The sequence below is a fragment of the Neorhizobium sp. R1-B genome (assembly GCF_004368875.1).
Taxonomy (GTDB): domain Bacteria; phylum Pseudomonadota; class Alphaproteobacteria; order Rhizobiales; family Rhizobiaceae; genus Neorhizobium; species Neorhizobium huautlense.
Genome location: NZ_SOEM01000007.1, coordinates 1 through 26,517, shown reverse-complemented (window position 1 = coordinate 26,517; position 26,517 = coordinate 1). Strand labels below are relative to the sequence as shown.

The 26,517-nt window shown below is 61.8% G+C and carries 20 protein-coding genes; 9 read left to right on the top strand and 11 right to left on the bottom strand.

Features of this window, described 5'->3' with window-relative positions; all coding sequences use genetic code 11:
• Window positions 1–5: 5 nt before the first annotated feature.
• From EDE05_RS12090 to EDE05_RS12055, 8 genes are all read right to left on the bottom strand, one after another.
• A complete protein-coding gene (locus tag EDE05_RS12090) occupies window positions 6–248 on the bottom strand; it encodes a DUF6719 family protein (protein ID WP_132410949.1) in 243 nt (80 codons plus the stop codon).
• 98 nt (window positions 249–346) lie between these two features.
• Window positions 347–1,426 (bottom strand): sn-glycerol-3-phosphate ABC transporter ATP-binding protein UgpC, encoded by a 1,080-nt coding sequence (gene ugpC / locus EDE05_RS12085; RefSeq protein WP_132410951.1) that lies wholly within the window; start codon window positions 1,424–1,426, stop codon window positions 347–349.
• A gap of 13 nt (window positions 1,427–1,439) precedes the next feature.
• On the bottom strand, window positions 1,440–2,492 hold the full coding sequence (locus EDE05_RS12080; RefSeq protein ID WP_132410953.1) for a carbohydrate ABC transporter permease: 1,053 nt from the start codon (window positions 2,490–2,492) through the stop codon (window positions 1,440–1,442).
• Entirely contained in the window at window positions 2,492–3,508 is a 1,017-nt protein-coding gene (locus EDE05_RS12075) for a sugar ABC transporter permease (protein ID WP_112802940.1), read from the bottom strand. Before EDE05_RS12075 ends, EDE05_RS12080 begins: the two co-directional genes overlap by 1 nt.
• A 188-nt stretch (window positions 3,509–3,696) precedes the next feature.
• Window positions 3,697–4,965, bottom strand: coding sequence for an ABC transporter substrate-binding protein (locus tag EDE05_RS12070; RefSeq protein WP_132410993.1), 1,269 nt, complete (start codon window positions 4,963–4,965; stop codon window positions 3,697–3,699).
• Between the two features lie 50 nt (window positions 4,966–5,015).
• Entirely contained in the window at window positions 5,016–7,499 is a 2,484-nt protein-coding gene (locus EDE05_RS12065) for a hypothetical protein (protein WP_132410955.1), read from the bottom strand.
• A gap of 7 nt (window positions 7,500–7,506) precedes the next feature.
• Window positions 7,507–8,343 (bottom strand): 5-dehydro-4-deoxy-D-glucuronate isomerase, encoded by an 837-nt coding sequence (gene kduI / locus EDE05_RS12060; protein ID WP_132410957.1) that lies wholly within the window; start codon window positions 8,341–8,343, stop codon window positions 7,507–7,509.
• Entirely contained in the window at window positions 8,340–9,440 is a 1,101-nt protein-coding gene (locus EDE05_RS12055; protein ID WP_132410959.1) for a glycoside hydrolase family 88 protein, read from the bottom strand. The genes kduI and EDE05_RS12055 overlap by 4 nt, the downstream gene beginning before the upstream one ends.
• A 148-nt stretch (window positions 9,441–9,588) precedes the next feature.
• Here EDE05_RS12055 and EDE05_RS12050 point away from each other — a divergent pair, with 148 nt between their 5' ends.
• The 7 genes from EDE05_RS12050 to EDE05_RS12020 all read left to right on the top strand — a co-directional run bounded on the left by EDE05_RS12050 (window position 9,589) and on the right by EDE05_RS12020 (window position 18,459).
• Window positions 9,589–10,644 carry a LacI family DNA-binding transcriptional regulator gene (locus EDE05_RS12050; protein WP_132410961.1) on the top strand — a complete coding sequence of 352 codons (1,056 nt, stop codon included), beginning with the start codon at window positions 9,589–9,591 and terminating at the stop codon, window positions 10,642–10,644.
• Between the two features lie 137 nt (window positions 10,645–10,781).
• Window positions 10,782–11,540, top strand: coding sequence for an SH3 domain-containing protein (locus EDE05_RS12045; RefSeq protein WP_207914842.1), 759 nt, complete (start codon window positions 10,782–10,784; stop codon window positions 11,538–11,540).
• Window positions 11,541–11,768: 228 nt separating this feature from the next.
• Complete coding sequence (locus tag EDE05_RS12040; protein ID WP_112802952.1) at window positions 11,769–13,043, top strand: aspartate kinase; 1,275 nt, start codon at window positions 11,769–11,771, stop codon at window positions 13,041–13,043.
• 79 nt (window positions 13,044–13,122) lie between these two features.
• Entirely contained in the window at window positions 13,123–15,390 is a 2,268-nt protein-coding gene (ptsP, locus tag EDE05_RS12035; protein ID WP_132410997.1) for a phosphoenolpyruvate--protein phosphotransferase, read from the top strand.
• A gap of 31 nt (window positions 15,391–15,421) precedes the next feature.
• Window positions 15,422–16,504 (top strand): peptide chain release factor 1, encoded by a 1,083-nt coding sequence (prfA, locus tag EDE05_RS12030; protein ID WP_105372633.1) that lies wholly within the window; start codon window positions 15,422–15,424, stop codon window positions 16,502–16,504.
• Window positions 16,501–17,364 carry a peptide chain release factor N(5)-glutamine methyltransferase gene (gene prmC, locus EDE05_RS12025; protein ID WP_132410963.1) on the top strand — a complete coding sequence of 288 codons (864 nt, stop codon included), beginning with the start codon at window positions 16,501–16,503 and terminating at the stop codon, window positions 17,362–17,364. Before prfA ends, prmC begins: the two co-directional genes overlap by 4 nt.
• Window positions 17,365–17,667: 303 nt before the next feature.
• A complete protein-coding gene (locus EDE05_RS12020; RefSeq protein WP_132410965.1) occupies window positions 17,668–18,459 on the top strand; it encodes a DUF4167 domain-containing protein in 792 nt (263 codons plus the stop codon).
• Window positions 18,460–18,529: 70 nt separating this feature from the next.
• Here EDE05_RS12020 and EDE05_RS12015 read toward each other — a convergent pair whose 3' ends face one another.
• Window positions 18,530–19,561: an AraC family transcriptional regulator gene (locus EDE05_RS12015; protein WP_132410967.1), complete on the bottom strand. Its 1,032-nt coding sequence runs from the start codon at window positions 19,559–19,561 to the stop codon at window positions 18,530–18,532.
• 69 nt (window positions 19,562–19,630) lie between these two features.
• On the opposite strand from EDE05_RS12015, the gene EDE05_RS12010 reads away from it, so the two are divergent.
• Window positions 19,631–19,999: a DsrE family protein gene (locus tag EDE05_RS12010; protein WP_132410969.1), complete on the top strand. Its 369-nt coding sequence runs from the start codon at window positions 19,631–19,633 to the stop codon at window positions 19,997–19,999.
• A gap of 122 nt (window positions 20,000–20,121) precedes the next feature.
• Here EDE05_RS12010 and bla read toward each other — a convergent pair whose 3' ends face one another.
• Window positions 20,122–21,117, bottom strand: coding sequence for a subclass B3 metallo-beta-lactamase (gene bla / locus EDE05_RS12005; protein WP_245505135.1), 996 nt, complete (start codon window positions 21,115–21,117; stop codon window positions 20,122–20,124).
• Between the two features lie 341 nt (window positions 21,118–21,458).
• On the opposite strand from bla, the gene clpB reads away from it, so the two are divergent.
• On the top strand, window positions 21,459–24,059 hold the full coding sequence (clpB, locus tag EDE05_RS12000; RefSeq protein ID WP_132410971.1) for an ATP-dependent chaperone ClpB: 2,601 nt from the start codon (window positions 21,459–21,461) through the stop codon (window positions 24,057–24,059).
• Window positions 24,060–24,127: 68 nt separating this feature from the next.
• Here the strand turns inward: clpB and EDE05_RS11995 are convergent, their stop codons facing one another.
• Window positions 24,128–26,071, bottom strand: coding sequence for a M23 family metallopeptidase (locus EDE05_RS11995; RefSeq protein ID WP_132410973.1), 1,944 nt, complete (start codon window positions 26,069–26,071; stop codon window positions 24,128–24,130).
• Window positions 26,072–26,517: the final 446 nt, after the last annotated feature.

Below are 26,517 nucleotides of genomic sequence, written 5' to 3'. Positions count from 1 at the left end.
AGCCGCTATTTGCCGAAACCGGTGATATGGACGCACTTTCTCCCCATCTGCTCCTTGTACCGGGACTTGGTATAGCGCGCGATCTGGCCGGCCGGGCATTTCCCGTCATTGTAGAGAACCGAACGACCTGCCGGGATGCTGTCTACCGTCGGCTTTGTGGTCACGGTCTTGTTTTGGGCATAGACAGGCGACAGCGAAAGCGGCGCGAGAATTGCCGTCGAAAGCAGCATCATGAACAAGCGGGTCATTGAGGCCTCCTTTTACATGGACGCCGTCAAATTATCCTATCCCTATCGGAGCGGCCATTAGCCCGTCCGATAGGGGAGTTAGCTCGGAAGGAGCTGATCTACCCCTTTACCCTCGACCCGTTTCCGTCAAACAGGTGCAGCGGAGCACCGGCGACGGAGAAATGCGCGTCGTCGCCGGGGGAAATCTGTCGCTGGCCGGGGACGACGGCGAGCAGCTTTTCACCGTTAAGATCCGCATGAATGACGGTTTCGGACCCCAGTGCCTCGACGAGCCGAACCTTGACCCTCAGGCTGCCGGGGTCGTTTGCGAGCGTGATGTGCTGCGGACGGATGCCGATGGTCAACTTGTCGCCGACGGAGAGTTTTCGATCGGACATCGGCACCAGCAGGCGATGGCTGCCGCCGATCAGGAGAGTCGCGTTGCCCGCTTCCTTTTCCACGACTTCGCCGGAGAGGAAGTTCATGTGCGGTGCGCCGATGAAGCCGGCGACGAAACGGTTGGCAGGTGTGTTATAGAGTTCGAGCGGCGTGCCGACCTGCTCGATCTTTCCGGCGCGCATGACCACGATGCGATGGGCGAGGGTCATCGCCTCCACCTGGTCATGGGTGACATAGATCATCGTCGAGCCGATGCGGGCGTGGAGAGCGGCGAGTTCGGCACGGGTCGAGACGCGCAGCTCCGCGTCGAGGTTGGAGAGTGGCTCATCGAGCAGGAAGGCGGTCGGGCGGCGGACGATGGCGCGGCCGATCGCGACGCGCTGGCGCTGGCCACCGGAGAGCTGGCCGGGACGGCGCTCGAGATAGGGCTCGATCTCTAGCATGCGGGCAGCTTCCCCGATGCGTTCGGCGACCTCCGCCTTCGGCATGTTCGAGTTTTCAAGCCCGAAGGCGAGGTTCTGACGTACGCTCATATGCGGATAAAGCGCATAGGACTGGAAGACCATGGCTAGCCCGCGGTCGGCCGCGGTGACCTCGTTCACCCGCTTGCCGTCGATCTGAATCTCGCCGCCGGTGACCTTTTCGAGGCCTGCTATGGTGCGCAGAAGGGTCGACTTGCCGCAGCCCGACGGTCCGACGAAGACGACGAATTCGCCGTCCTTGATGTGGAGGTCGATGTCCTTCAGGACATGGACGGAACCGAAGGACTTGTTAACATCGGTGAGTTTGATTTCGCCCATCGATCGGTATTCCTTACTTCAGACCGGTGCCGGCAATGCCGGTGGTGATGAAACGCTGCAGGAAGATGAAGACCAGCACGACCGGGATCATGGTCACCACGGTCATCGCCAGGATGAAATGCCACTGGACGTTCAGCTCGCCCGAATAGATGCTGAGCCCTACCTGCAGGGTATAGAGCTCGCGGCGCGACAGCACGATTAGAGGCCAGAGGAAGTCGTTCCAGCGCCAGACGACCGAGAAGATAGCGAGCACGGCGAGTGCCGGCGCCGTTAGCGGCAGGACGATGCGCCAGTAGATCTGCCATTCCGACGCCTTGTCCATGCGCGCCGCGTCGATCAGTTCATCGGGGATGGTCAGCATGTACTGGCGCAGGATGAAGACGCCGGTCGGGGTGGCGACCGTCGGCAAGATGACGCCCCACAGGCTGTTGAACAGGCCGAGCGACGAGATGATCGAATAGAGCGGCACCATGATGACCGAGAGCGGCACCATCAGGGTGGCGAGGATGATCAGCATCGCAAGACTGCGGCCCCTGAACTCATATTTCGACAGCGCGAAGGCGGCCATGGAATTGACGATCAGTGTGATCAGCGTCGCGGTGACCGTGACGAAGACGGAATTCCAGAGGTAGCGCAGGAAGTCAAAGTGCACGAAGGGTTCGGTATAATTCTCCGTCGCGAAGGAGAGGGTTCGCACCGGCGTGCGGTTGTTCATATTGACCTTGATGATTTCCCCGGGCGTTTTCGGATCGACCATCTGGCTCATGACGCCGATACGGCGGACTTCGGCGAGCACCCGCGTCGAGCCGTCCGGAAGCTTGGCCTCGAAGAGTTGCAGCGGCTTGTCATAACCTTGGACCGTCGCCTGCTGGGTGACGTAGGGCAGGATGGACGGGGGGAATTCGGCAAGCGCTGCCGGCGTCTTGAAGGACGAAAAGGCGAGCCAGACGGCTGGACCGAACATGATGATCAGGCCGCCGACGAGCCAGAGCCAGGTCACGATATCCGTCCAATGCCAGCCCTTGCCGCCACGGCGGCGCAGAATGAAGCGGGAGGCGACACCCATCAGCGTTTCCCCTTCTTTTCGCCACGCTGGCCGATGCCGAGCTGGACCAGAGTAAGCACCACGAGCACGAGGCCCATCAGGATCGAGGCGGCAGCGGCGAGCCCCGGATTGCGGAGCGCCGAGGCAAAGCCGGTCTCATAGATATACTGGGTCAGATAGAGCGTGCTGGTACCTGGACCGCCGCCGGTCAGCACGTAGACCTCGTCGAAGATCTGCACGGCCTTGATCAGGGCGAGGACGACGACGACGAGAAGATTGGGCGCCAGCAGCGGCAACGTGATGCGCCGGAAAACGCGCTCCGGTTTGGTGCCGTCCATTTCGGCGGCCTCATAGAGGTCCTTCGGGATCGCCTGCAGGCCGGCGAGCAGGATCAGCGTGTAGAGGCCCATATGCGCCCAGATCGAGACGCCGATCGTGGCGGCGAAGGTCCAGTTGCGGTCCGTGAGCCAGGTATAGGGCTCGATACCGAACTGGTAGAGGCCAAAATTCAGGAGGCCCTGGCGCTGCAGGATCCATTTCCAGATCAGGCCGACGACGACCGGCGACAGGAGGACGGGGAAGAAAAAGACGGCGCGCCAGAAGGAGCGGGCGGCGAGATCGCGGTTGAGGATCAATGCCGTAATCAGCGAAACGCCGATCATCAGCGCCACCTGCAGGATCACGAACCAGAACGTGTTGCCGACCGCCGTCCAGAAGGCATCCTCCTGGCAGGACATCGGATCGAGATAGCTACCGCAGGTAAAGAGGCGGGAATATTGCTCGGCGCCGACGAAATTGCGCTCGGCAAGGAAGAAGGCCGTGCCTCCGGTCATCGAATAGACGAAGTTGATGACGAGCGGCAGGAGCACGAAGATGCCGAAGATCAGCATGTTCGGCGCAAGGAAGAAGGCCGCCATGCCGCTGATGCCGGTCGCTTTCTGAACGGCGCGCAGGGGCACGTCGATGATGCGCATCAGAAGATGCACGGGCGCCATGAGGAGGCTGCCGAGGCGGTCGCTGAGAGACGTCGTGCTCATCTTGGTATTCCATCCCTCCTTATCTTCTTATCCGGATGGCGCGGCTTGCCCTCATCCGCCTGCCGGCACCTTCTCCCCGCAGGCGGGGAGAAGGACTTGCCGCGCCGTCGCCGTTTCCCCTCACCCCGCTTGCGGGGAGAGGGTGCGCTGAGCGGAGGTGGGGTGAGGGGTTCACGCCAATGCAGCTATCACTGGCCGCTGTCCTTCACCTTCTGGGCGATGTCGGCATCGATGCGCGTGAAGGCATCGTCGACCTTCAGTTCGCCGGCCAGCGTCTGACCAATGCGGGTGACGATCGCGGCATAAACCGTGTCGGACCAGCGCCAGCCGGGGAGCTTCAGAGCCGTCTCGGCCGTGGTCTTGGAGGCTTCGACATATTTGGTCAGAGCAGCCTTGGCCTGGGCGTTGTCGGTCTTGAAGTTAAGACCGCCCTTTTCGACCACTGCCTTGTGGGCGGGCAGGAAGAGGGTGCGTTCGGAGAATTCCTTGACGACCGCCTCGCTTGCCATCCAGTCCATGACCTTGGCGACTTCCGTCGGGTTCTTGGTGTATTTCACCGCAACAAGGCCGGCGCCGCCCGGCATGCCGGTGCAGGCTGCGGGGCCGCAGGGGCTGCCGGTGGCTACCCAATCGAAATTGCTGCCGATCTTGGTCGCAAGGTTCGCCACCTGCCAGGAGCCGGAATAATAGAAGGCGAGCTGGCCGTTGATGAAGTCTTCGGCGGCGGCACGGTAGGTGTTGCCGGCAGCTGAAACCCAGACGTCCTTGGAGAAGGTGCCGTCGGCCGTCCAGTTGACGAACTTGGTCAGAAATTCCTTGGCGCCCTTGTCGAGCGGGGCGGGCTTGCCGTCCTTGCCGACGTAATTTGCGCCATAGGAAAGGTTCGGAGCGGTGATGCGGTGGCCGGAGCGGTCGATCGCCATGGCAAACGGAATCTTCTGGCTTTCGGCAACCTTCTTGGCTGCAGCCGCCCATTCGTCCCAGGTGGCCTTCGGGCCCGGGATTTCGACGCCGGCCTGTTCGAACAGCGTCTTGTTGGCATAACCGCCGGTCAGCGTGAGCTGGGTCATGAAACCGGAGATCTGGTTGGAGCCGTCCGGACGCATCCAGTCGGCCTTGTCGCCAAAATTCTCGTCCCAGTATTTGGCGTCCTTAACCAGCGGGCGCAGGTCGAGCCAGTGCTTGGACAGGTCCTTCAACGCGGTGACGCGGGCAATGTCCGGGCCGTTGCCGGCTTCGAGCTGAACCGGTAGCTGCTCCTTGATGACACTATAGGCGACGTTGTCGAGGATGACGTTGATGCCGGGATTTTCCTTCATGAAGCGACCGACGAGGTCTTTCATGACGTCGCCTTCGACGCCGTCCGAATACCACATGATGCGCACGTCGCCGGCGTGTGCCGCAGTCGACATCAGAAGGGCGAGCGTTGTGCCTGCCAGAAGCGATTTCATTTTCATGTTCATTTCCTCCTCCTTATGGACAGGGCCTCCTCCCGTCCGGTTTCTTCTCAACTCGGGTTCAGCAGACTTGCCTCGCCCTTGACCGTAAAATCTGCCCGCGCGATGACGCGGCCTTCGGCTTCCACGCTGCCGTCGGCCCTGAAGCGGACGCTACCATATTCCGGATCTTCGACAATGAATGAGCCTTCGGAATCCCGGCTGGCGGCAAGCGCGCTGAAGCGGCTTTCGACAGAGGCCAGATCGCCGGCCTCGCAGACGCGGACGATCCAGCGGGTCTTCTGGCCATATTGACGCAATTCGGCTCCGGCCGACGGGCCTTCGGTCGTCGGCACCAGATCGGAGCCGGCGCGCAGCAGAACAGCACCATTGCCGGAGCGGGCGAGCGCCAGCGTGCCGGAAACACGGGTTTCGTCGAATTCCGCCTTCGGGAACCAAGCGTGGGTGAAATCCGGCTGTTCCTCATAGGTAGTGAATTCAAGCATCGCGAGACCGCGATACTGCTGCACGCGCGGGATGGTGCCGCAGCCGCCCCAATAGGAGGGCCGGCCGTAGCCGAACTGGATGGTTTCGCCGGGATGGTTGATCCAGATCGCCGCTTCGGGCTTCTCGCCGATGCGCAGGTGCAGGACGGTTTCCTGGTAACCCCATTCGTCCCACCGGTAGTGGACGGTGGAGCCCATGGCGAAGTGTTCTCCCTTGTAGTGATAAAGCGCGGCGAAGGAATTTTCGCCTTGGGCAAAACGCCATTCCTGATGCTTTTCATCGCGATGGTCCGCAATTGCAGCAAAGGATGCCGGAATTTCAAGGCCATGGTCGCGGAGGCAGACGGCCATCTGCGGCAGGCAGTGCACGCGGCGGCCATACCAGCCCTTGCCCCAGAGCAGGCGAGCGACGGCGGAGAGCTCAAGCGAGCGTCCGGCGCAGAGCGTGTGTTCGTAGGAACGTCCCTGAGCTGCAGTGACCATGCCATGGTGGGCCGAACGGGCGATGACTTCGCAGAGCCGGACGATGCCGGCCTTGGCGCGGTCGGCGATGTCCCTGTCCGGCGAGAGCGCCGCAAGCGCCGTCAGGCCCTTGAGATCGATCGGGAAGTAAGGGGCGGAGTTGAATTCCGCCATCTCCCAATGCTCGAAATGATCAAGCCAGGCACGCACGCGCTCCGCGCCCACCTTCGCCTGCTCCGAACCTTTACGGCCGGAACGGACGAAGGTGGCCTCTGGGAGAAGATGGCCGGCAAGATAGGCGGAGGTGTGGAAAAGCAATGCGTGGTTTTCGGAGAAATACCACTGAACGTCATTGCCCGGCTCATCCATCCAGAAGCGATAGTTCAGGATCGCCGCATCGATGCGGGCACGGGTCTTTTCATTGATGTCGCCGCCCCAGGCGGTGCGCGACCAGATGAGCGGCACAAGAGAGAAATCCGCGCAATCGTGGCAGTCCTCGATCGAGGGCAGGATTTCCTCGATCATTGCGTCCGTATCTTCGCCGGCGCGGCCGCTTGCCAGGCGCGCAAAGGCGCGGACGGTGTCGCGCTCGGAATATTCCGACACTTCGCTGAGCGTTTCAGCAATGCGGTCCGCTAGAGAAGTGGGAGCCTTACCCTGACGCTCGGCGTGGCAGATCTCGACACCGAGCGAACGGGAGGCGACGAAGCCGCCGGCATTCAGCGTGACGCGCAGGTGACGGAAATCGGCGGGCGCTTTTTCGGATGGACCGACATTGAGGCTCCTGGCGCCGGCCGGCAGGACGAAGTCGAAATCGAAACGCTCACGCGACATGAAATCGCCCTCGATCGCGACATTGACGTCGACCTCGACCGGCAGTGCCTCCGCGAAGAGAAGAGTGATGTCGCCACCGAAATAGTGCGGGCGGTCGAGGTGCATTCCGTCGAGCGCCGTTTCAAGGCTTTCGGCGACGTGGCCTGCGACGGGCACAGGCAGGGCGACGCTCGCCGCCGGACCGGACAGATAGTCGAACTGATAGAAATAGCGGGCGTCGCGCTCGGCGAGATCGTCGAAGAAGAGGGTGATTTCATTGAGGCCCGCCACAAGCGGCAGTTCGAACTCCTGCTTGGCTTCGAGGTTGCGGCTATAGGGCGCCATCCAGCCGATTTCCTGGCCGTTCAGCCAAAGGACGGCGCCGCCACAGGTGCCGAGGCGAACCTTCGCCGTGCCGGCGGCTTCCGCTTCGACATAGGTGCGGGTCCAGGTGGCAAGGCGGGTGGGGCGGAACCAGAAACCGGAAAGATCGAGCCGCGGCGACCCGAAGGGCAGCCACCAGCGGGCGGCTTCGAATTCTCCGCGAACCTCGGGCCGTTTGCCGCGATAGGTTTCCGCAAAGATGGTGCGGCAGGGATATTCGTGAGGGATGAAGTTCTTCACCTTGGTGAGGAAGAAGAACGGGTCCATCTCGCCCTTCATCGGAGCGTCGGGTACGTCGAAACGCTCTTGCGCCGTGCGGCCAAGCTGCCAGTAGCGAACCGCTTCGCCCGGCTTCAAGTTTTTCCGCATCCAGTTCGCTTCAGGATTCATGGCAGTCTTATCTCAATTCGCTGAGGGCCACGGGGGCCACGTCGTTATATTCCTGGTTTTCGCCGGTCATGCCCCAGACGAAGGCGTAAGGGCCGGTGCCGGCGCCCATATGGATCGACCATGCCGGAGAAAGCACCGCATCCAGGTTCTTGACGAGGAGGTGGCGGGTTTCTTCAGGGCGGCCCATCAGATGGACGACCCGCTCCTCAGGCGCGAGGTCGAAATAGCAATAGGCTTCCATGCGCCGTTCATGGAGGTGGGGCGGCATGGTGTTCCAGACGCTGCCCTCGGCAAGGTCGGTAATGCCCAGCAGAAGCAGGCAGGAGGGTGCGACTTCCGGATGGATGTACATCCGGAGATTCCGCAGATTGGCGCGCTTGGGATCGCCGAAAGTCAGCATCTTCGATTCCGCCCGCTTGATCAGGCGGTGCGGGATATCGGCGCCTGCCGGCACCGAGTTCATGTAGAGGCGAGCGGGCTTGTCTGCGGAGGCGCTAGCGACCGAAATCTCGCGTGCACCGCGGCCGATATAAAGAACGTCGCGGTTTTCAAGCGTAAAGCTCTTGCCGTCGACAGAGACGACGCCCGTGCCGCCGAGATTGGCCACGCCCATCTCGCGGGCCGAGAGAAGGAAGGGTGTGCCGATATCCTCACCCGAACAGAATGCCAGGGTGCTCGACGTGGGGACAGCGCCGCCGAGGATCAGGCGGTCGACATGGGTGTAAGTAAAGGAGACCTTGCCTTCCTGGAACAGGTCTTCCATCAAGAATTCGGCGCGCAGCCGGGCCGTATCGTAGGTCTTGATGTCGTTCGGGCCGGCGCCGTAGAGAATTTTCATCGTCATGCCGCCTGTTCTCCCGTTTCCACATGGCGAAGAGCCTCGGAGAGGCAGAGGATCGCCAGCGCCTGGCCGTAACCCGTCGGCTGGATCGGGATGTCTTTGTAGAATTGCAGGTCATGGCCCATGCGCGTGCCGTAGGAGACGTTGAGCACGGTGCCTGTAGCGTCGATATTTGCGAGGATCGCGTCGACGGCTTTCAAGCCGGCGGCCCGCCACTCGGGCGTTCCGAGGCCGAGGCGGTAACCTTTCAGGAGGCCGTAGCCGAAGCCCGCGGTCGCGGAGATCTCCTCGTAGGACGAGGGATCGTCCAGGAGGGTGCGCCAAGCGCCCGAGGCAGTCTGCAGCGGCAGGAGCGCGTTGACCTGCGCCACCAAGACGCCGAGCAGGTAATCTTTCACCGGCTTTGCCATATCCGCGAGGTCGAACAGATCCAGCATGCCGGCGGTAATCCAGGCATTGCCGCGGGCCCAGCGCGCTTCAGCGAAATTGTGATGGCCCTTGAAGGTCCAGCCGTGGAACCAGAGGCCGGTCTTGCGATCGGCAAGATAGCGGGTGTGGACGAGGAACTGCCTTGCAGCCTCATCGACAAGTTCGGGCCGGCCGCTCGCTTGCCCATAGGAGGCGAGGAAGAGGGCGACCATATAAAGGGTGTCGTCCCAGAGTTCGTCGTCATTGACCTTGTCCGAGACGTGATGTTCGAAGGCGCCTTCCTCGGTGCGGCCCATCTCCGTCATGACGCGGCTTGCCCAGGCGTCCAGGACCGGCTGCCAGCGGGGATCCTTCGTTTCGCGCCAGAGAACCGACAGGCCGAGCATGGGCGCCGTCGTGTTGACGTTGAGGGACGGCAGGCCTGCTTCGATCTGCTTCGAGTACCAGTTTTCGATCAGTGTCTTGAGGTCGTCGCGGCCGGTGAACAGCCAGAGCCGGATGAGGCCATAAAGACCGACGCCCTGCGGCCATTCCCAGCTGTCGAAGGAGATGTAGTCGCCGGCGGTGCCGTCGAGATTGGGTTCGTGAAAGCGGCCTTCATGGCGAAGTCCGGTAAAACCGGCCACCAGGCGATCAAGCTTTTCACGGATGTCCCGGGCTGACAGGCCCATCAGTCACTTCCTCCCATAGCTGCACCATGCGACGGCGCACACAGTCTCAATCCGCTTCTCCCGAGCGGCAATCTCATGAAAACATCTGAAAATTGATTGCGCAATCTGAAAATTTTTTGCAGTTTGCATTTCGTGGAGGACAATAATCATGGTGGTGAAGCCTACGGCGGGAAAGCGCGGCAAGAAGAGCCGCAGGGTGCGGCTGGAGGACATAGCCGAGAAAGTCGGCGTCTCGCTGAGCACGGTTTCGCGAGCGCTTGCCGGGGAAAAGGGTGTGCGGGCGGATGTGCGAGAGCGCATCCTGGAGGCTGCCAAGGACGCGAACTACACGGTGCCGACGCCCGTGGCGGGGAAAAAGGTGATCCTTGCCGCCTCGAGCGCGGCGATGATCGACTATGTGCGCAACCAGTTCACGCTCTACGTGCTGGAAGGCCTCAGAGACCGTGCCCAGGCGCTCGGCCTGGAGATCGTCACCCGCGCGGTGGCCGATCAGGCGGAAGAGAAGGTCGTGCTGGAGGAGGCACGTATCGATCCGGATGTCGCCGGACTGCTGTTTCTGACGGTCGACGACGAGGGAATGCTGGCGGCCACCCGCGGCTTCGGCAAACCGGTGGTGCTGATCAACGGCGACGACCCTTACATGTGGCTTTCGAGCGTCACCCCCTGCAACCGGTCGGCGGCGCATGTGGCGACGGATTATCTGATCCGCCTGGGACACAGGCGCATCCTCTTCCTGATGCGCCCCGGACGGCGCACCATAGAACGGCGCCGGGAAGGCTGGCATGACGCATTCCTGCAGCACGGCCTGCCGTGGTCCGACGACCTGGTGATGCCCGTCGATGACTGGCTGCCGGATCTGGCGGCGCAGGCTGTCAGCGAGCGCTTACGCAGCCGAGGCCTCGACTTTACTGCGGTTCTGGCCGCCGGCGACAGCCTTGCGGTCGGGGCGATGATGGGCGTGCAGCAGATGGGCTATTCGGTGCCGCAGGATGTTTCCGTCATGGGGATGGACGACCTGCCGCAGGCAGCCTTCCTGAACCCCCCGTTGACGACGATGCACATTCCCATGCGCGAGCTCGGCGGCGTGGCGCTGGACCTGTTGCGCGACGCGCTGTCCGGATTTGCCAGCCCGGTGCGGCGGGTGGAGCTCGCCTGTCACATCGTCGAGCGGCAATCGACGGCGCCAGCGAAGATAAAAGCTTAACAAAACCAAACTAAATCATTCATGCGCCGTTCAGCGGCGCGCGGGAACAATAGCAATGTCTTGCACATTAACGTAGTGAGACAGTCCGCCCGGCAGATGGTCGGTCCGGCGACAATAGGTTTCTCAGGAGGAAGCCCGTGAAGAAAATTCTGATATCCGTTGCAGCACTCTGCGCCATGTTTACGGCGCCGTCGCTGGCGGAAGCGGCAGTGCGCGGATTTGCCACCGCAAACGTCAACATGCGGTCCGGACCGAGCACCGGTTACCCCGCCGTAACGGTCATCCCCGCCGGGGAATCCGTCGTCATCAACGGCTGCCTGAGCAGCGTGAATTGGTGCGACGTGTCCTTCTACGGCGGCCGCGGCTGGGTTTCGGGCAATTATGTTCAGGCCAGCTATCGTTCCAACCGCGTTTACGTCGGGCCGCAATATTATCGGCCCCTGGGTATTCCGATCATCACCTTCGACGTGGACAATTACTGGGGGCGCTATTATCGCGACCGCGACTTCTATCGCGAACGCGACCGGTGGCGGCGTTATACCTGGGACCGGTATGATCGTCCGGCCCCACCCCCGCCGCCGCGTTGGGACCGCGACCGTGACCGTGACACCTGGGATCGGGATCCGCCGCGCTGGGAGCGTGAGCGCTGGGATCGTGATCCGCCACGCTGGGATCGCGACCGTGACCGCGATCCGCCGCGTTGGGACCGCGACCGTGACGACCGCCGTCCGCCAGCCCCGCGTGTAGATCGGGACGAACCGAGACGCCCGCCGCCGCCGCGCGTCGAACGGCGGGACGACGATCGACGGTTTGCGCCTCCGATCGTACCGGAAGGACGCTGCGGGCCGGATCAGCCGGTCGGGCCGGGGTGCCCGGCGCTTCCCAATCCGGGTTAAACCTCACAGACAGGAGCCGCCCTCGAGGCGGCTTCTACATTTCAGGGGGAAGCGACTTTTTCCCGACCGTAACGCAGCCCCCATTCTTGCCATTGCGCCTTTCCCCCCTTTTCGATAAGAGACCGCGCAACTTGACGATCCAGCCGCGGACGGCCGGGTTTTGAGGTGGTTCGAAAGCAGACGCCCGGGCATTCCAAAGGCCCGGGTTGGAACAGTGGTTTTTGTCGTATGGCTCGCATCGTCATGAAGTTCGGCGGCACTTCCGTCGCTAATCTCGAACGCATTCACAACGTCGCGCGCCATGTGAAACGGGAAGTCGAAGCCGGCCATGAGGTGGCGGTTGTCGTGTCGGCCATGTCCGGCAAGACCAACGAACTTGTCGGCTGGGTGCAGGACATGCCGAAGGTCTCGGGCGCCAATTCACCATTCTACGACGCACGCGAATACGACGCCGTCGTCGCATCCGGCGAGCAGGTGACTTCCGGCATCCTTGCGATCGCACTGCAGTCGATGGGCATCAATGCACGTTCCTGGCAGGGCTGGCAGATCCCGATCCGCACCGACAATGCCCATGGCGCTGCCCGCATCCTTGAGATAGACGGCTCCGACATCATCAAGCGCATGGGCGAAGGCCAGGTCGCCGTGGTCGCCGGTTTCCAGGGACTTGGCCCGGATAACCGGATTGCGACGCTCGGCCGCGGCGGTTCCGATACGTCCGCCGTTGCGATCGCGGCGGCGGTCAAGGCCGACCGCTGCGACATCTATACCGATGTGGACGGGGTCTACACGACCGATCCGCGCATCGAGCCGAAGGCGCGCCGCATGAAAAAGGTGTCCTTCGAAGAAATGCTGGAAATGGCATCGCTCGGCTCGAAGGTGCTGCAGGTGCGCTCGGTCGAGCTTGCCATGGTCCACAAGGTCCGCACATTCGTGCGCTCCAGTTTCGAGGATCCCGATGCGCCGGGCATGGGCGACCTCCTGAACCCGCCCGGCACTTTGATTTGCGACGAGGAAGAAATCGTGGAACAGGAAGTCGTCACCGGCATCGCCTATGCCAAGGATGAAGCGCAGATTTCGCTCCGCCGGCTTTCCGACCGGCCGGGCGTTTCGGCAGCGATCTTCGGCCCGCTCGCCGAGGCTCATATCAACGTCGACATGATCGTCCAGAACATCTCGGAAGATGGCTCGAAGACCGACATGACCTTCACCGTGCCCTCCGGCGACGTGCAGAAGGCCATGAAGGTGCTGGACGACAACAAGGCGAAGATCGGCTTCGACGTGGTCCAGACCGAATCAGGTCTCGCCAAGGTGTCGGTCATCGGCATCGGCATGCGCAGCCATGCCGGCGTCGCCGCGCTTGCTTTCAAGGCACTTGCCGAAAAAGGCATCAACATCAAGGCGATCACCACCTCGGAAATCAAGATTTCCATCCTTATCGACGGCGCTTATTCCGAACTTGCGGTTAGGACTTTGCATTCCGCCTACGGTCTCGATAAGAGTTGAGGATGAGCCGGTTTGGCGCGTCGGTTGTCCGGCGCGGCGTCCCGGATAGGGTGATCTGGGTTCGGGAGCATTGATGCCGATGAGAGACCTGTCGGCAGGACCGCGCGTTCTTTTGAAGCGGCTGCGCGAATTGATGGCGGAGCCGCTCGAGCCGCAGGAGCGCCTCGACCGGATCGTCCGGCAGATCGCCAGCAACATGGTGGCCGAAGTCTGCTCGGCCTACGTGCTGCGCTCCGACGGGGTTCTCGAGCTTTACGCCACCGAGGGCCTCAAGAAGGAAGCCGTCCACCTTTCGCAGCTGAAGATGGGGCAGGGCCTGGTCGGCACGATCGCCGCCTCCGCCCAGCCGCTCAATCTGTCCGATGCCCAGGCGCATCCGGCTTTCCGCTATCTCCCCGAGACGGGCGAGGAAATCTACCACTCCTTCCTCGGCGTTCCGATCCTGCGTGCCGGTCGCACGCTGGGCGTTCTCGTCGTCCAGAACAAGGCGAGCCGGAACTACCGCGAGGACGAAGTCGAGGCGCTCGAAACCACCGCGATGGTGATCGCCGAGATGATCGCCACCGGCGAGCTGAAGAAGATCACCCGGCCGGGGCTCGAGCTCGACCTGACCCGCGCCGTGACGATCAATGCCGACGGCTATAACGAAGGCATCGGGCTCGGCCATGTGGTGCTGCACGAGCCGCGCATCGTCGTTACCAACCTGCTCAACGAAGATGCCGGCCAAGAAATCGAGCGGCTTGCCGAGGCGCTCGGTTCGCTGCGGATCTCCATCGACGACATGCTGTCGCGCCGGGAGATTTCCCAAGAGGGCGAACACCGCGAGGTTCTGGAAACCTATCGCATGTTCGCCCACGACCAGGGCTGGGTGCGCCGCATGGAAGAGGCGATCCATAACGGCCTGACAGCAGAGGCTGCCGTCGAAAAAGTGCAGAGCGATACGAAGGCGCGCATGATGCGTCTCACCGACCCGTATCTGCGGGAGCGGATGCACGACTTCGACGACCTGGCAAACCGGCTGCTGCGGCAGCTGACCGGCTTTTCCGGCCGTGCCTTCGACGAAGGTTTCCCGGTCGATGCGATCATCCTGGCGCGTGCCATGGGCGCGGCGGAGCTTCTGGATTATCCGCGCGAACGCCTGCGCGGTCTGGTGCTCGAAGACGGAGCCGTGACGAGCCATGTGGTGATCGTCGCACGCGCCATGGGCATTCCGGTTGTAGGACAGGCGGCCGGCGTGGTGGCGCTTGCCGAAAACGGCGATCCGATCATCATCGACGGCGACGACGGCCAGATCCACCTGCGGCCAATGCTTGATCTGCAGAAGGCCTACGAGGAAAAGGTGCGCCTGAGAGCTCGCCGGCAGGAGCAGTTCCGGGCCTTACGCTCCGTCGAGCCGGTCACCAAGGACGGCAAGCGCATCAGCCTGCAGATGAATGCGGGGCTGATGGTGGATCTTCCGCAGCTCGCCGAGTCGGGCGCGGACGGGATCGGCCTCTTCCGTACCGAACTGCAATTCATGATCGCTTCCACCATGCCGAAACTGGAGGAGCAGGAGAATTTCTACCGCAATGTGCTGAAGCAGGCGGCGGGGCGGCCCGTCACGTTCCGGACGCTCGACATCGGCGGTGACAAGGTCGTTTCCTATTTTCGGGCCCATGAAGAGGAAAATCCGGCGCTCGGCTGGCGGGCGATCCGGCTGTCGCTCGATCGTCCCGGACTCTTGCGCACGCAGTTGCGTGCCCTGCTCAGAGCTTCGGCGGGTGCCGAGCTCAAGATGATGCTGCCGATGGTGACCGAGGTTTCGGAAATCCATGCGGTGCGCGACCTGCTGCAGAAGGAAGTCCAGCATCTTTCGAAATTCGGCCACAGCCTGCCACGCAAGCTGCAGTTCGGGGCGATGCTGGAAGTGCCGGCGCTGATGTGGCAGCTCGACGAGCTGATGGCGGAAGTGGATTTCGTCTCGGTCGGGTCGAACGACCTCTTCCAGTTCACCATGGCTGCCGACCGCGGCAATGCGCGCGTCTCCGACCGGTTCGACAATCTCGGGAAACCCTTCCTGCGCATTCTCCGGGATATCGCGCGGGCAGGTGAACGCAACAAGACGACAGTGACGCTGTGCGGCGAAATGGCGAGCAAGCCGCTTTCGGCCATGGCGCTGATCGGTGTCGGTTTCCGTTCGGTCTCGATGGCGGCAACCTCGATCGGGCCGGTCAAGGCGATGCTGCTCAGCCTCGATGCCGACAAGCTGGCCGAGGAATTGAACGCCGCGCTCGACGATACGCGGTCGTCGGAAAAGATCCGCGACCTCCTTGTCCGGCATGCCGAAAAGAACGACATCCCTCTCTAGCGGAACAGACAAAGATACGGAGTAGATCAGGTTGGCGAAGCTTCCTGTTGAAAAGATGCGCGAGCTGGAGCGCCGTTTCGGCGAGATCGAGGCGCGCATGTCGGAAGGCCCGGCCGCGGATGTCTATGTGAAGTTGGCGTCGGAATATTCCGAGCTGCAGCCGGTGGTGAAAAAGATCCGCGAGTATGAAAAGACCGTCGCGGAAGCGGCCGATCTGCGTGCCATGCTTGCCGACAAGGCGACCGACCGGGAAATGCGGGAGCTCGCCGAAATGGAGCTGCCGGAGGCGGAGACCCGGATCGAGGCGCTCGAAAAGGACATGCAGATCCTGCTGCTGCCGAAGGATGCGGCGGACGAGAAGAGCGCCATCCTGGAAATCCGGGCGGGGACCGGCGGCAACGAGGCGGCGCTTTTTGCCGGCGACCTGTTTCGCATGTACGAGCGTTATGCCAGCGCGCATGGCTGGAAGGTGGAGGTGCTTTCGGCCAGCGAAGGCGAGGCGGGGGGTTATCGTGAAATCATCGCGACGGTTACCGGGCGAGGGGTCTTCTCCAAATTGAAATTTGAATCCGGCGTTCATCGCGTCCAGCGCGTGCCGGATACGGAAACGCAGGGGCGCATCCATACCTCGGCGGCGACCGTCGCAGTGCTGCCGGAAGCTGAAGAGATCGACATCGAAATCCGCGCGGAAGATATCCGCATCGATACCATGCGGTCGTCAGGTGCCGGCGGTCAGCACGTCAACACCACAGATTCCGCCGTGCGCATTACGCATCTGCCGACGGGCATCGTCGTCACCAGCTCGGAAAAGTCGCAGCACCAGAACCGCGCCAAGGCGATGCAGGTGCTGCGGTCGCGGCTCTTCGACATGGAGCGGCAAAGGGCCGACAGCGAGCGCTCGGCCGACCGCAAAAGCCAGGTCGGTTCCGGCGACCGTTCCGAGCGTATCCGCACCTACAACTTTCCGCAGGGGCGCATCACCGACCACCGCATCAACCTGACGCTCTACAAGCTCGACAGGATGATGGAGGGCGAAATCGACGAGGTGGTCGATGCTCTGATCGCCGATTACCAGGCCGGTCAGCTTGCCCAGCTCGGCGAGCAACAGGGATGACGACGCTCGCCGCAGCCGTCGCGGAGGCGAAGAGCCGGTTTTCCGAGGCCGGCCTGCCGGATGCGGCCATCGAATCGAGGCTTTTGGTCGGCGGATTGCTCGCCCTAACCAGCACCGAAGTTTTCACCGGTGGAGAACGCGTCCTGACGGATGCGGAATTGGTGAGGATCGCAAAAGCTGTCGAGCGGCGGTTGAAACGCGAACCGGTGCATCGCATATTAGGATCACGTGAATTTCACGGGATGGACCTCAAGATCTCAAAAGAGACGCTGGAGCCTCGTCCGGACACGGAAGTCCTGGTGGATTGCCTGCTTCCCTATGTGAGGCAGATTGTCGCAGTAAAGGGCGCGGCACGCATCCTAGACCTTGGCACGGGCACCGGCGCGATCGCTCTGGCGCTGCTAAAGGAGGTGCCGGAGGCCTATGGAACGGGCAGCGACATCTCCGAGGATGCATTAAAAACGGCGGCGGAGAATGCAGCGCGATTGGGGCTGACGGAGAGGTTTGCCACGCTTACCAGCCACTGGTTCGACAAAATTCAGGTGCGTTTCGACATAATCGTGTCAAATCCACCTTATATACGTAGCGACGTTATCCCCGCACTGGAACCGGAAGTTCGGGATTTCGATCCCCCAGCGGCATTGGACGGAGGCCCTGACGGCCTTGAAGCTTATCGAGCGATTGCCGCAGGTGCAGGAGATTTTCTGGAAAAGGATGGCGTAATCGGCGTCGAGATCGGTTTCGATCAGAGGCAAGCAGTAACCGGGATTTTCCGCTCGGTCGGGTTTACCCTGGCGCAAGCCAGGCGTGATTACGGTGACAACGATCGCGTCCTTGTGTTTACCCGGAGCGACCTTTGATTTTGAACGCAAAAGAAAAGGCTTGGATTCACGCAGGAAGCGGGATAGCTTGCAAGGAACGCACTGGGGCGGCTGGGAATGAACAGCGATTCGTTCGGGTTTAAGGTCAACCCTTGATCCTGCTCTTTTCGGAGAGTTGCGAAGGTTGAGCAATTCCCGGTGCGTGATTCAGTTAATTTAAATGAGACAAGCGGCGGGACGCTTTGTTCGTCCTGTGCGCGGCACGCGAAGTCTTGCTCCGGCCTTTGACCGGCGGACCGCGTGGCCCCTTATCAGCGAAGACAGAGAGTTGGTGAACGATAGATGAGGCCAGGACAGCAGAACAAACGCGGTCGAGGGCGCGGCAGCAACAATAACAACGGCGGCGGCGGCAACAACTTCAACCGCAAGGGCGGTAACCCTCTCAGCCGGACGTATGACAGTTCCGGCCCCGACGTGAAGATCCGCGGCACAGCCCAGCATATCGCCGAAAAATACGCAGCCCTTGCCCGGGATGCGCAGAGCTCCGGCGACCGCGTGATGGCCGAGAACTATCTGCAACACGCAGAGCACTATAACCGCATCATCGCAGCCGCCCAGGCGCAGATGCAGGACCGCTTCCAGCGTGACGATCGCGGCGACTTCCAGGAACGCGACGGCAATGCCGCCGACCAGGATGATTTCGAAGCCATGGACGCAGAAGAAGCCGGTTTCGGGCAGCAGCCTGCGATGGCCGGCGAAACCGCGCAGCCGCAGCAACAACAGCCACGCCGCGAACCCCGCGAGCAGAATGCTCAGGGTGGGGAACAGCAGCCGCGTGAAAACCGCCGCGACCGCGAACAGCGCCGCGACCGCCGCCAGGAGCGTCCTGCTCCGCAGGTTGCCGAAGCTGCTCCCGTCGTCGACGACGGATCCGGCCCACAGCCGGTGATCGAAGGTACTCCGGCGGAAGTGGCTGTCGAGGAAGAGGCTCAGGCCGAGGGCGCGCCGCGCGAGCGCCGCCGCCGCAACGCCGGCAGCCGTCCGCGCAGACCGCGCCGCGGTGAGGGCGCCGAGGAAGGCGAGGCTTCGAGTGAAGAGGCGCCGCCGGCGCTGGTGGAAGCAGCCGGCGAATAAACCCTCCGTCAACAGGCGGAACATCCAAGAACTCCGGTCCGATGGGCCGGAGTTTTTGGTTCCAGGGATGTCATGATGCGGCACCTTCACCTGGGCTTCCGGCCCATGCCCGCGCAACGGCACGCCAGGTTGCTGGTGGGCTGCCGAAGGCTCTCGAAAAGGCGCGATTGAAAGCCGCCTCCGTCGCATATCCGGCTTCATAGGCGATGACGGCGATCGCCTGTCCCGTCGTCGACAGCTTGACGCTCGCCAGATAGAGCCGCCAGTCGCGCACATACCGGATGGGCGAGGTGCCGAGCACCGTCTGGAAGCGCTCCGCCAGCACGCTGCGCGACATGCCCGATGCCGCCGACAAATCCTCCAAGGACCAGTCGCGTTTCGGATCGTCGTGGATGAGCGACAGGCAGCGGCAGAGCGCCGGGTCGGCAAGCGCCGCCAGCCAGCCGGTGGCCCGCGGTTCCGCCATCATGATCCGGTGACGCAGAATCTCGATGAAGATGATTTCAGTCAGCCTTGGCAGCATGGAAATCCCACCTGCGCGCGGGCTGTCGACTTCGTCCACCATCTGGCGGATTGTGGCCCGCAGCCAGTCGCCGTCGTTTGCGCCGCGCGTCCTTACATGGATCAGCTTCGGCAGAGCCCGCTTGAGCGGTGCAAAACCCAGCGCGTCGCATTGAAGGTAACCGCAGAGCAGCCTGACGCCCTGGCCGTCGCCACCATGCCGGATGACGGGAATTTGCCGCCATGGCTTCGGCGGCAATTCGCGGGTCGGGTTGATGAGCGAGCCGTCCGCCCCCGCGCCCAGCTGATGCCCGGTGCCGAAAGGAAAAACGACCACGTCGCCCGTTTCCAGCAGGGCCTCTTCCGCTTCCATCTTCAGCCAGCAATTCCCGGCGACGACGATGTGAAACGGTATCGTACCGCTCGGCCTTCCGGAGAGGCCTGCCATGGAGGGGGTTGCGTCCGTCTGCCAGTTTCCAGAGGGCATGAAGCAGAATTGAAGCGACCCGGAAAGGCGGATCGTCGACAGCAGTGCCGAGAGCACGTCGTCCCGCGCAACACCCAGAGTGTGATCAGGATTTTCGGACAAAGCTTCACGCATTTCGGCCAAAGACGGGTGTGGCCCGCCTTCCTACAGTGAAGAGGTTCAATTCAACTGTGGGAGGATACTATGCAAGCAGCAACTGACAAACTGGTGGTGCTGGTCACCAAGGGCATCGATTCCGAACTTTCGTCCGTCGCCTTCACGATCGCCAACGGCGGCATCACCGCGGGGCTCAAGGTCTCGGTCTTCCTGACCAGCGCCGCGATCGACCTGGTTCGCAAGGGCGGGCAGAAGATGACCCATGTCCCGCCGCTCGATCCGCTTGCGCAATCGATCGCCGATTTCCAGAGCCGCGGTGGCACCATCTGGGCCTGTCCGCCCTGCGTAAAGTCTCGCGGCTACGAGCAGGACGACCTTCTCGACGGCGTCGTCGTGGTCGGCGCGAGCGCGATGCATGCCGAGATCAAGGAGGGAGCGGCGACACTGTCGTTTTAACGGCGGCTAGTGCGGGGAAGGATGTTGGCACGGTCTTAACGTCGCAGGATTTGAAGCCTGCTTTCTTGTCCGCTTCTACCCGAAGCAGGCACTTCCCCGCCATCCTGGCGACGAGCAAACCGCTATCGTGAGGCAGATAGTTCCGCATCAAACTCCTGTTCGAACGCTTGTTTCTTGCCCACAACAAATTTCCGGTATCCCTCGGGATCAACCCAAGCGGCAGGGCCATCGGAAGCAACCTTCTTTAACTTACCCTGCATGTCGAAATACTCTGTATGGTGCCCGAACCACATATCGGGCTCCAGCATTTCCTGGAAATGATGGGTCTTGCGATAGTCCCGAGATATTCCCGGGTAGCTTGGACGGTCAGTCGATACCCTGTAGCCGGGATTGAACCCACCGCCATCGGGAAAAACCACCTTGTATGCCTTGCCGCCCTCAACGATCTGTGTGACCCAAGTTGTCGATCCTCGGGTGTGGCCGGGGGTATTAAAAGCAGTTAGAACGACGTCCCCTAACGCAACGGTATCGCCGTCTCGCAATATGCGATCTACCTTGACCGGTTCGAACCCCATGATCTGCCAGTCGGCGCCGTAGTGAAAATCCGACTTTCCACCGTCCTCCATCTGAGCGATATCCGGCTCCATTACAGCCAATTTTGCGTTGGAAAGCTTCTTGAGGTGTGCGAATCCGCCCGAGTGATCGGAATGTGCGTGGCCATTAATCATGATCTTGATATCTTCGGGTCGAAAGCCGAGCTTTCGTATCGATCCTTCAACCATGGGACCGGAAGTCGGATCGCCGGTGTTCAACAAAATGTTGCCTTCGGTTGTGACAAACAGGAAGGAACTCAGGCCCTGTGTTCCGACGAAATAGAGGGGGCCGGCGATATGGAATGGCTCCTGGGGATCACGCCAGCGGAGGAATTTCGTCGCCAGTTGGATGAAGAGATTGTTGTCCTTCGCGAGCGTCTCCTTGGTGATACCACTCTTGGCTATTTCCTCTTTGGTGAGGTTCATTTCAGTCGAAACGCTTTCTTGTGCCAGGACGGAGCCGTTGACGCTGGAAAGGCAGCATACGGTTGCTAGAGAGAGGAACAAGGATCGGGACGGGTGCATTGCACGGGCTCCTGATTGGCCGGTGAAGTTGCACCAGCAATATATCACACGCGCGGTCTCACAGCTACCGGAGCCGTTTTATGAATTCCGCGCTTAGAAGAATGCTGATGGCTTAGGCCCGAAGCCGTCTCCTTCTGCCGACCAAGTCGTTACGGTGGTTCCTCGTCCTCTTCTCGCGAGGGACGATGAAAAGCTCCTCCGCAGGTCCTTTAAATCGGAAAAAACGCTTACCATATCTCCAGCAACGCCGAGCGATCGGCAGGGCTCGCCTTTGAGGGAGCTCAATCTCAATCATCGGCTTGTGCCTTATAAAGGGCAGGTCGATCACTGGAGGTCAGAGAATGAACATCGAAAAATATTCCGAGCGCGTCCGCGGTTTCCTGCAGTCGGCCCAGACACAGGCTCTGGCTTCGGGGCACCAGCAATTTGCCCCCGAGCACGTGCTGAAGGTCCTGCTCGACGACGATCAGGGCATGGCGTCCTCGCTCATCGAGCGCGCAGGCGGCAATGCCAAGGAAGCGCGCATCGCCAACGATGCCGCCCTTGCCAAACTGCCGAAGGTTTCCGGCGGCAGCGGCGAGATCTACCTTTCCCAGCCGCTCGCCAAGGTGTTCTCGACCGCCGAGGATGCCGCCAAGAAGGCTGGCGACAGTTTCGTGACCGTCGAACGCCTGCTTCTTGCGCTTATCATCGAGAGTTCGGCTTCCACCGCCGCGACGCTGAAAAAAGCGGGGGTGACCGCCCAGGGCCTGAACCAGGTCATCAACGATATCCGCAAGGGACGGACGGCCGACAGCGCCAATGCCGAACAGGGCTTCGAGGCGCTGAAGAAATATGCGCGCGACCTGACCGCGGAAGCCCGCGACGGTAAGCTCGATCCGGTCATCGGCCGCGACGATGAAATCCGCCGCACGATCCAGGTTCTTTCCCGCCGCACTAAGAACAATCCGGTCCTGATCGGCGAACCGGGTGTCGGCAAGACCGCGATCGCCGAGGGCCTGGCGCTCCGGATTGTCAACGGCGACGTTCCCGAGAGCCTCAAGGACAAGAAGCTGATGGCGCTCGACATGGGCGCGCTGATTGCGGGCGCGAAATATCGCGGCGAATTCGAGGAACGGCTGAAGAGCGTTCTGAACGAGGTGCAGTCGGAAAACGGCGAGATCATCCTGTTCATCGACGAGATGCACACGCTGGTCGGCGCCGGCAAGTCCGAAGGCGCGATGGATGCGTCCAACCTCCTGAAGCCGGCGCTTGCCCGCGGCGAGCTGCATTGCGTCGGGGCGACCACGCTCGACGAATACCGGAAGCATGTGGAAAAGGACGCAGCCCTTGCCCGGCGTTTCCAGCCGGTCATGGTCGACGAGCCGACGGTCGAGGACACGATCTCGATCCTGCGCGGTCTCAAGGAAAAATACGAACAGCATCACAAGGTCCGGATCTCGGATTCGGCGCTTGTCGCGGCTGCGACGCTTTCCAATCGTTATATCACCGACCGTTTCCTGCCGGACAAGGCGATCGACCTGATGGACGAAGCCGCCTCGCGGCTGCGCATGCAGGTGGATTCGAAGCCCGAGGAACTGGACGAGCTCGACCGGCGCATCATGCAGCTGAAGATCGAGCGCGAGGCCCTGAAGAAAGAAACCGACAGCGCCTCGGCCGATCGGCTGCAGCGTCTCGAAGGCGAGGTAACTTCGCTTGAGGAGCAGGCGGATGCGCTGACGGCCCGCTGGCAGGCGGAAAAGCAGAAGCTCGGTCTTGCCGCCGACCTGAAGCGGCAGCTTGACGAAGCCCGCAACGAGCTGGCGACCGCCCAGCGCAAGGGTGAATACCAGCGCGCCGGCGAACTGACCTATGGCGTGATCCCGGATCTGGAAAAGCGCCTCGAGGATGCCGAAGCCAAGGACAATTCGACGAATGCCATGGTGCAGGAAGTCGTGACGCCTGATGCGATCGCCCATGTCGTTTCCCGGTGGACGGGGATTCCGGTCGACAAGATGCTGGAAGGCGAGCGCGAAAAGCTGCTTCGCATGGAAGACGAACTGGCGAAGTCCGTCGTCGGCCAGGGCGATGCCGTGCAGGCCGTTTCGCGCGCCGTCCGCCGTTCGCGCGCCGGTCTGCAGGATCCGAACCGGCCTATCGGGTCGTTCATCTTCCTCGGTCCGACCGGTGTCGGTAAGACCGAGCTGACGAAGTCGCTCGCCCGCTTCCTGTTCGACGACGAGGCCGCGATGGTGCGCATCGACATGTCGGAATACATGGAAAAGCACTCCGTGGCACGCCTGATCGGTGCGCCTCCCGGTTATGTCGGCTACGAAGAAGGCGGCGCGCTGACGGAAGCGGTCCGCCGCAAGCCTTACCAGGTGGTGCTGTTCGACGAGATCGAGAAAGCGCATCCCGACGTCTTCAACGTTCTCCTGCAGGTGCTCGATGACGGGCGGCTGACGGACGGGCAGGGCCGTACGGTCGATTTCAAGAACACGATCATCATCATGACCTCCAACCTCGGCGCGGAATATCTTACCAGCCTGCGTGAGGGCGAAGATGTCGACAGTGTTCGCGACCAGGTGATGGACGTGGTCAAGGCTTCTTTCCGGCCGGAATTCCTGAACCGCGTCGACGAGATCATCCTCTTCCACCGCCTGCGCCGCAGCGAGATGGGGGCGATTGTCGATATCCAGATGAAGCGGCTTCTCAATCTGCTTGCTGAGCGCAAGATCGGTATCGATCTCGGTCAGGATGCCCGCGAATGGCTGGCCGAGAAGGGTTACGATCCGGTCTATGGCGCGCGGCCGCTGAAGCGGGTGATCCAGAAATACCTGCAGGATCCGCTTGCCGAGCAGATCCTCGGCGGCCAGATCCCGGATGCTTCGACCGTAGCGGTCGGTTCGGGTTCCGACCGGCTTCTGTTCCGCGTCAAACGGGACGTTAGCGAGGCGGCGTAAGGCCAAGCGAACAGACAAAAAGCAAATGGCGGCTTCGGCCGCCATTTTCATGTCCGGGATCGGGAGGATTACCGGCTGGCGACTTCGTCTGGCGGCTGGGTGTTGAGGAGGGCGTCGATACGCTTGCGTTCCTCTTCGAAACGGACGAGCGCCTTGCCGCTCAGCGAGCTGCCGCCGGGAAGACGGACCTTCATCGGGTCGACCTTGGTGCCGTTGACGATCAGCTCGTAGTGCAGATGCGAACCGGTGGATTGGCCGGTCGAGCCGACATAACCAATCACCTGGCCCTGGGTTACCTTCGCACCTTCGCGAATACCGGACGCGATCGCGCTCTGGTGGTTGTAGGAGGATTCATACCCGTTCGCATGCCGGATGATGGTCTGGTTGCCGTAACCGCCGGAATCCCAGCCGGCTTTTTCCACCACGCCGTTGCCGGCGGCGATGATCGGGGTTCCGCGGGGGGCTGCCCAGTCTACGCCGGTATGCAGGCGCGCGTAACCGCCAAGAAGCGGATGGCCGCGCATACCGAAGCCGGAGGTCATGCGGCCGTTGGGGAGCGGATTGCGCAGCAGGAACTGCCGTATGCTTTTTCCGTTCTCGTCAAAATAGTCGATCGAATTGTCATCGGTATTCTGGAAACGATAAAAGCGCGTCGACGTTTCGCCGAAATGGGCGTCCACGAAGAGAAGTTCAGAATTCTTGTCCGCCTGGCCCTTTTCGTCGGTGACGGAGAAGAAGGCTTCGATCCGGTCGGTCGGCTTCAACTGTGCCTGAAGATCGACATTGCTCGCTAGCAGCTTTACCAGCAGGCCGGTCATCTCCTTGCTCATGCCGTAGGAGAGGGCGGCGCGATAGATGCCGTCATAGACACGCGGCAATTCCCGGCCGGTGACGATCTGCGGCGGCTGCTCGCTGAAGGCAGAGGCGACCGCATCCAGCATCGGCGGCTCTTCGCCATCCACGAACCGACCATGGTCATCAAGCGCCACGGTCACCTCATGCCGGCCTTTCCGGTAAAGGCTGGCGCGGACGACCAGAACCATGTCGCCTTGCTGGATCACGCCGATGCGCAGCACGTCGCCCGGGCCAAGATCGGCTTCGCCGAGGCGGGACTGCAGGTAACCGGATATTTCGCGAGCCTTGCCCTCGGGGTAACCGACCTCGGTCATCGCCTGGGTTACGGTTTCGGGCTTGCGGACGGGAATGATGTCGTCGGCATATTCGCGTGTACGGGAGGTGATCGGTTCCGGCGCCGAAACCGATATGTTCTCCTCGACGATCCGCGCCGAAAGCCCCGCCGTTATGTCGACGCCGCCATCATCGTCCTTGGAAGAGAAACGCTGGGGGTCGACATAATAGAGGGCGGAAAGCTGGGTATTGCCGTCGGTGAGGACGGAACCGTTAGAGCGGACGTTTTCCTCCACTTCCTCGAGCGTCATCGTCGGCGCATAGGCATAGGCGCTGCCCTTTACCGGAAAGGCGATGGTCTGAAGGCTGACTTCGGATTCGACGTTGGAGCCATAGATGGTGCCGGCGCGGGCCGCTGGCGGAGGAGGGGTTTCGCTGGAGGAGAAGATCGTCAGCGGATCGAAGTTCGGATAATCCTCCTGCGCCACGTGATTGGCGGCAAGCGTCATCTTCACATGGGCAAAGGGCCGCCGGCGCACGACCTCCTTGCTTCCCTCATGGGCGACGGTGGAGACCTCCAGGATCTTCCGGTCGGTCGGCATTGCGACGATATTGCCGGCAAGAAGCCGTTTGCCGCGGGAAGCGCTGTCGGAGTCATTGGTCGGGATCGAGGCGGAAGCCTCCGCGGGGATGGCAAGCTGCTGGCGCCCGTCGAGGGCGGCAAACAAAGCGACACCCATCAGGATCGAAGAGGTTATGCCGGTCAGAAAGGTGCCCGACAGCCAACGGAGCGAAATCTCCCGGCGATCCGGAGCACGACGGCCGTCGGCGAGGATCGGCGGTTCGTTGCCGAGTGAGCGGAGCATGCTGCGGGCCGTGATCATGCCAGTCTTAAGCCAGTTCCCTGATACTCGTTAATACCGCATGCAGAATAGACATTCTGCCTTTGGAACCTTGGGCCAAACATGTGCCCGTTTCAAACAGGAGAGTCAAATCGGCCAGGTCGCAAAGGCGTGCATTGCTTGAAATCGGCCTGCGAATCCCCATCTACTCTCTGGTAACCATGAGATTGTGATCTTGTCGGGGCAAATTTGGGGCGCCCGCCCATTGGCGGCCGTCTCGCGGGCTTTGCGACGGCATTGCAGTTCCAAAGGGGATAGGGTTTTTTCGGCGTTTTCCCGAAACTTTCCAGAGAAATCAGCAGGTTATGATTTTTCTGGAAAATTCCAAATCAAGCCTGTTGACTTGTTTGTGGGCATGGATTTATAACCCCGCTCACTGACGAGGGCGGCGGCGCTGCTGGCGACGACGACTTTCGTTCTGAAGAAAT

Bases quoted from the DNA above. Each gene is read 5' to 3' on its own strand.
- ugpC (WP_132410951.1), bottom strand. From the start codon at position 1,426: ATGGGCGAAATCAAACTCACCGATGTTAACAAGTCCTTCGGTTCCGTC.
- EDE05_RS12080 (WP_132410953.1), bottom strand. From the start codon at position 2,492: ATGGGTGTCGCCTCCCGCTTCATTCTGCGCCGCCGTGGCGGCAAGGGC.
- EDE05_RS12065 (WP_132410955.1), bottom strand. From the start codon at position 7,499: ATGAATCCTGAAGCGAACTGGATGCGGAAAAACTTGAAGCCGGGCGAA.
- ptsP (WP_132410997.1), top strand. From the start codon at position 13,123: ATGAGAGACCTGTCGGCAGGACCGCGCGTTCTTTTGAAGCGGCTGCGC.
- kduI (WP_132410957.1), bottom strand. From the start codon at position 8,343: ATGACGATGAAAATTCTCTACGGCGCCGGCCCGAACGACATCAAGACC.
- EDE05_RS12070 (WP_132410993.1), bottom strand. From the start codon at position 4,965: ATGAAAATGAAATCGCTTCTGGCAGGCACAACGCTCGCCCTTCTGATG.
- EDE05_RS12010 (WP_132410969.1), top strand. From the start codon at position 19,631: ATGCAAGCAGCAACTGACAAACTGGTGGTGCTGGTCACCAAGGGCATC.
- EDE05_RS12055 (WP_132410959.1), bottom strand. From the start codon at position 9,440: ATGGGCCTGTCAGCCCGGGACATCCGTGAAAAGCTTGATCGCCTGGTG.
- prmC (WP_132410963.1), top strand. From the start codon at position 16,501: ATGACGACGCTCGCCGCAGCCGTCGCGGAGGCGAAGAGCCGGTTTTCC.
- EDE05_RS12050 (WP_132410961.1), top strand. From the start codon at position 9,589: ATGGTGGTGAAGCCTACGGCGGGAAAGCGCGGCAAGAAGAGCCGCAGG.
- EDE05_RS11995 (WP_132410973.1), bottom strand. From the start codon at position 26,071: ATGATCACGGCCCGCAGCATGCTCCGCTCACTCGGCAACGAACCGCCG.
- EDE05_RS12090 (WP_132410949.1), bottom strand. From the start codon at position 248: ATGACCCGCTTGTTCATGATGCTGCTTTCGACGGCAATTCTCGCGCCG.
- EDE05_RS12020 (WP_132410965.1), top strand. From the start codon at position 17,668: ATGAGGCCAGGACAGCAGAACAAACGCGGTCGAGGGCGCGGCAGCAAC.
- EDE05_RS12075 (WP_112802940.1), bottom strand. From the start codon at position 3,508: ATGAGCACGACGTCTCTCAGCGACCGCCTCGGCAGCCTCCTCATGGCG.
- clpB (WP_132410971.1), top strand. From the start codon at position 21,459: ATGAACATCGAAAAATATTCCGAGCGCGTCCGCGGTTTCCTGCAGTCG.
- EDE05_RS12015 (WP_132410967.1), bottom strand. From the start codon at position 19,561: ATGCGTGAAGCTTTGTCCGAAAATCCTGATCACACTCTGGGTGTTGCG.
- bla (WP_245505135.1), bottom strand. From the start codon at position 21,117: ATGCACCCGTCCCGATCCTTGTTCCTCTCTCTAGCAACCGTATGCTGC.
- EDE05_RS12040 (WP_112802952.1), top strand. From the start codon at position 11,769: ATGGCTCGCATCGTCATGAAGTTCGGCGGCACTTCCGTCGCTAATCTC.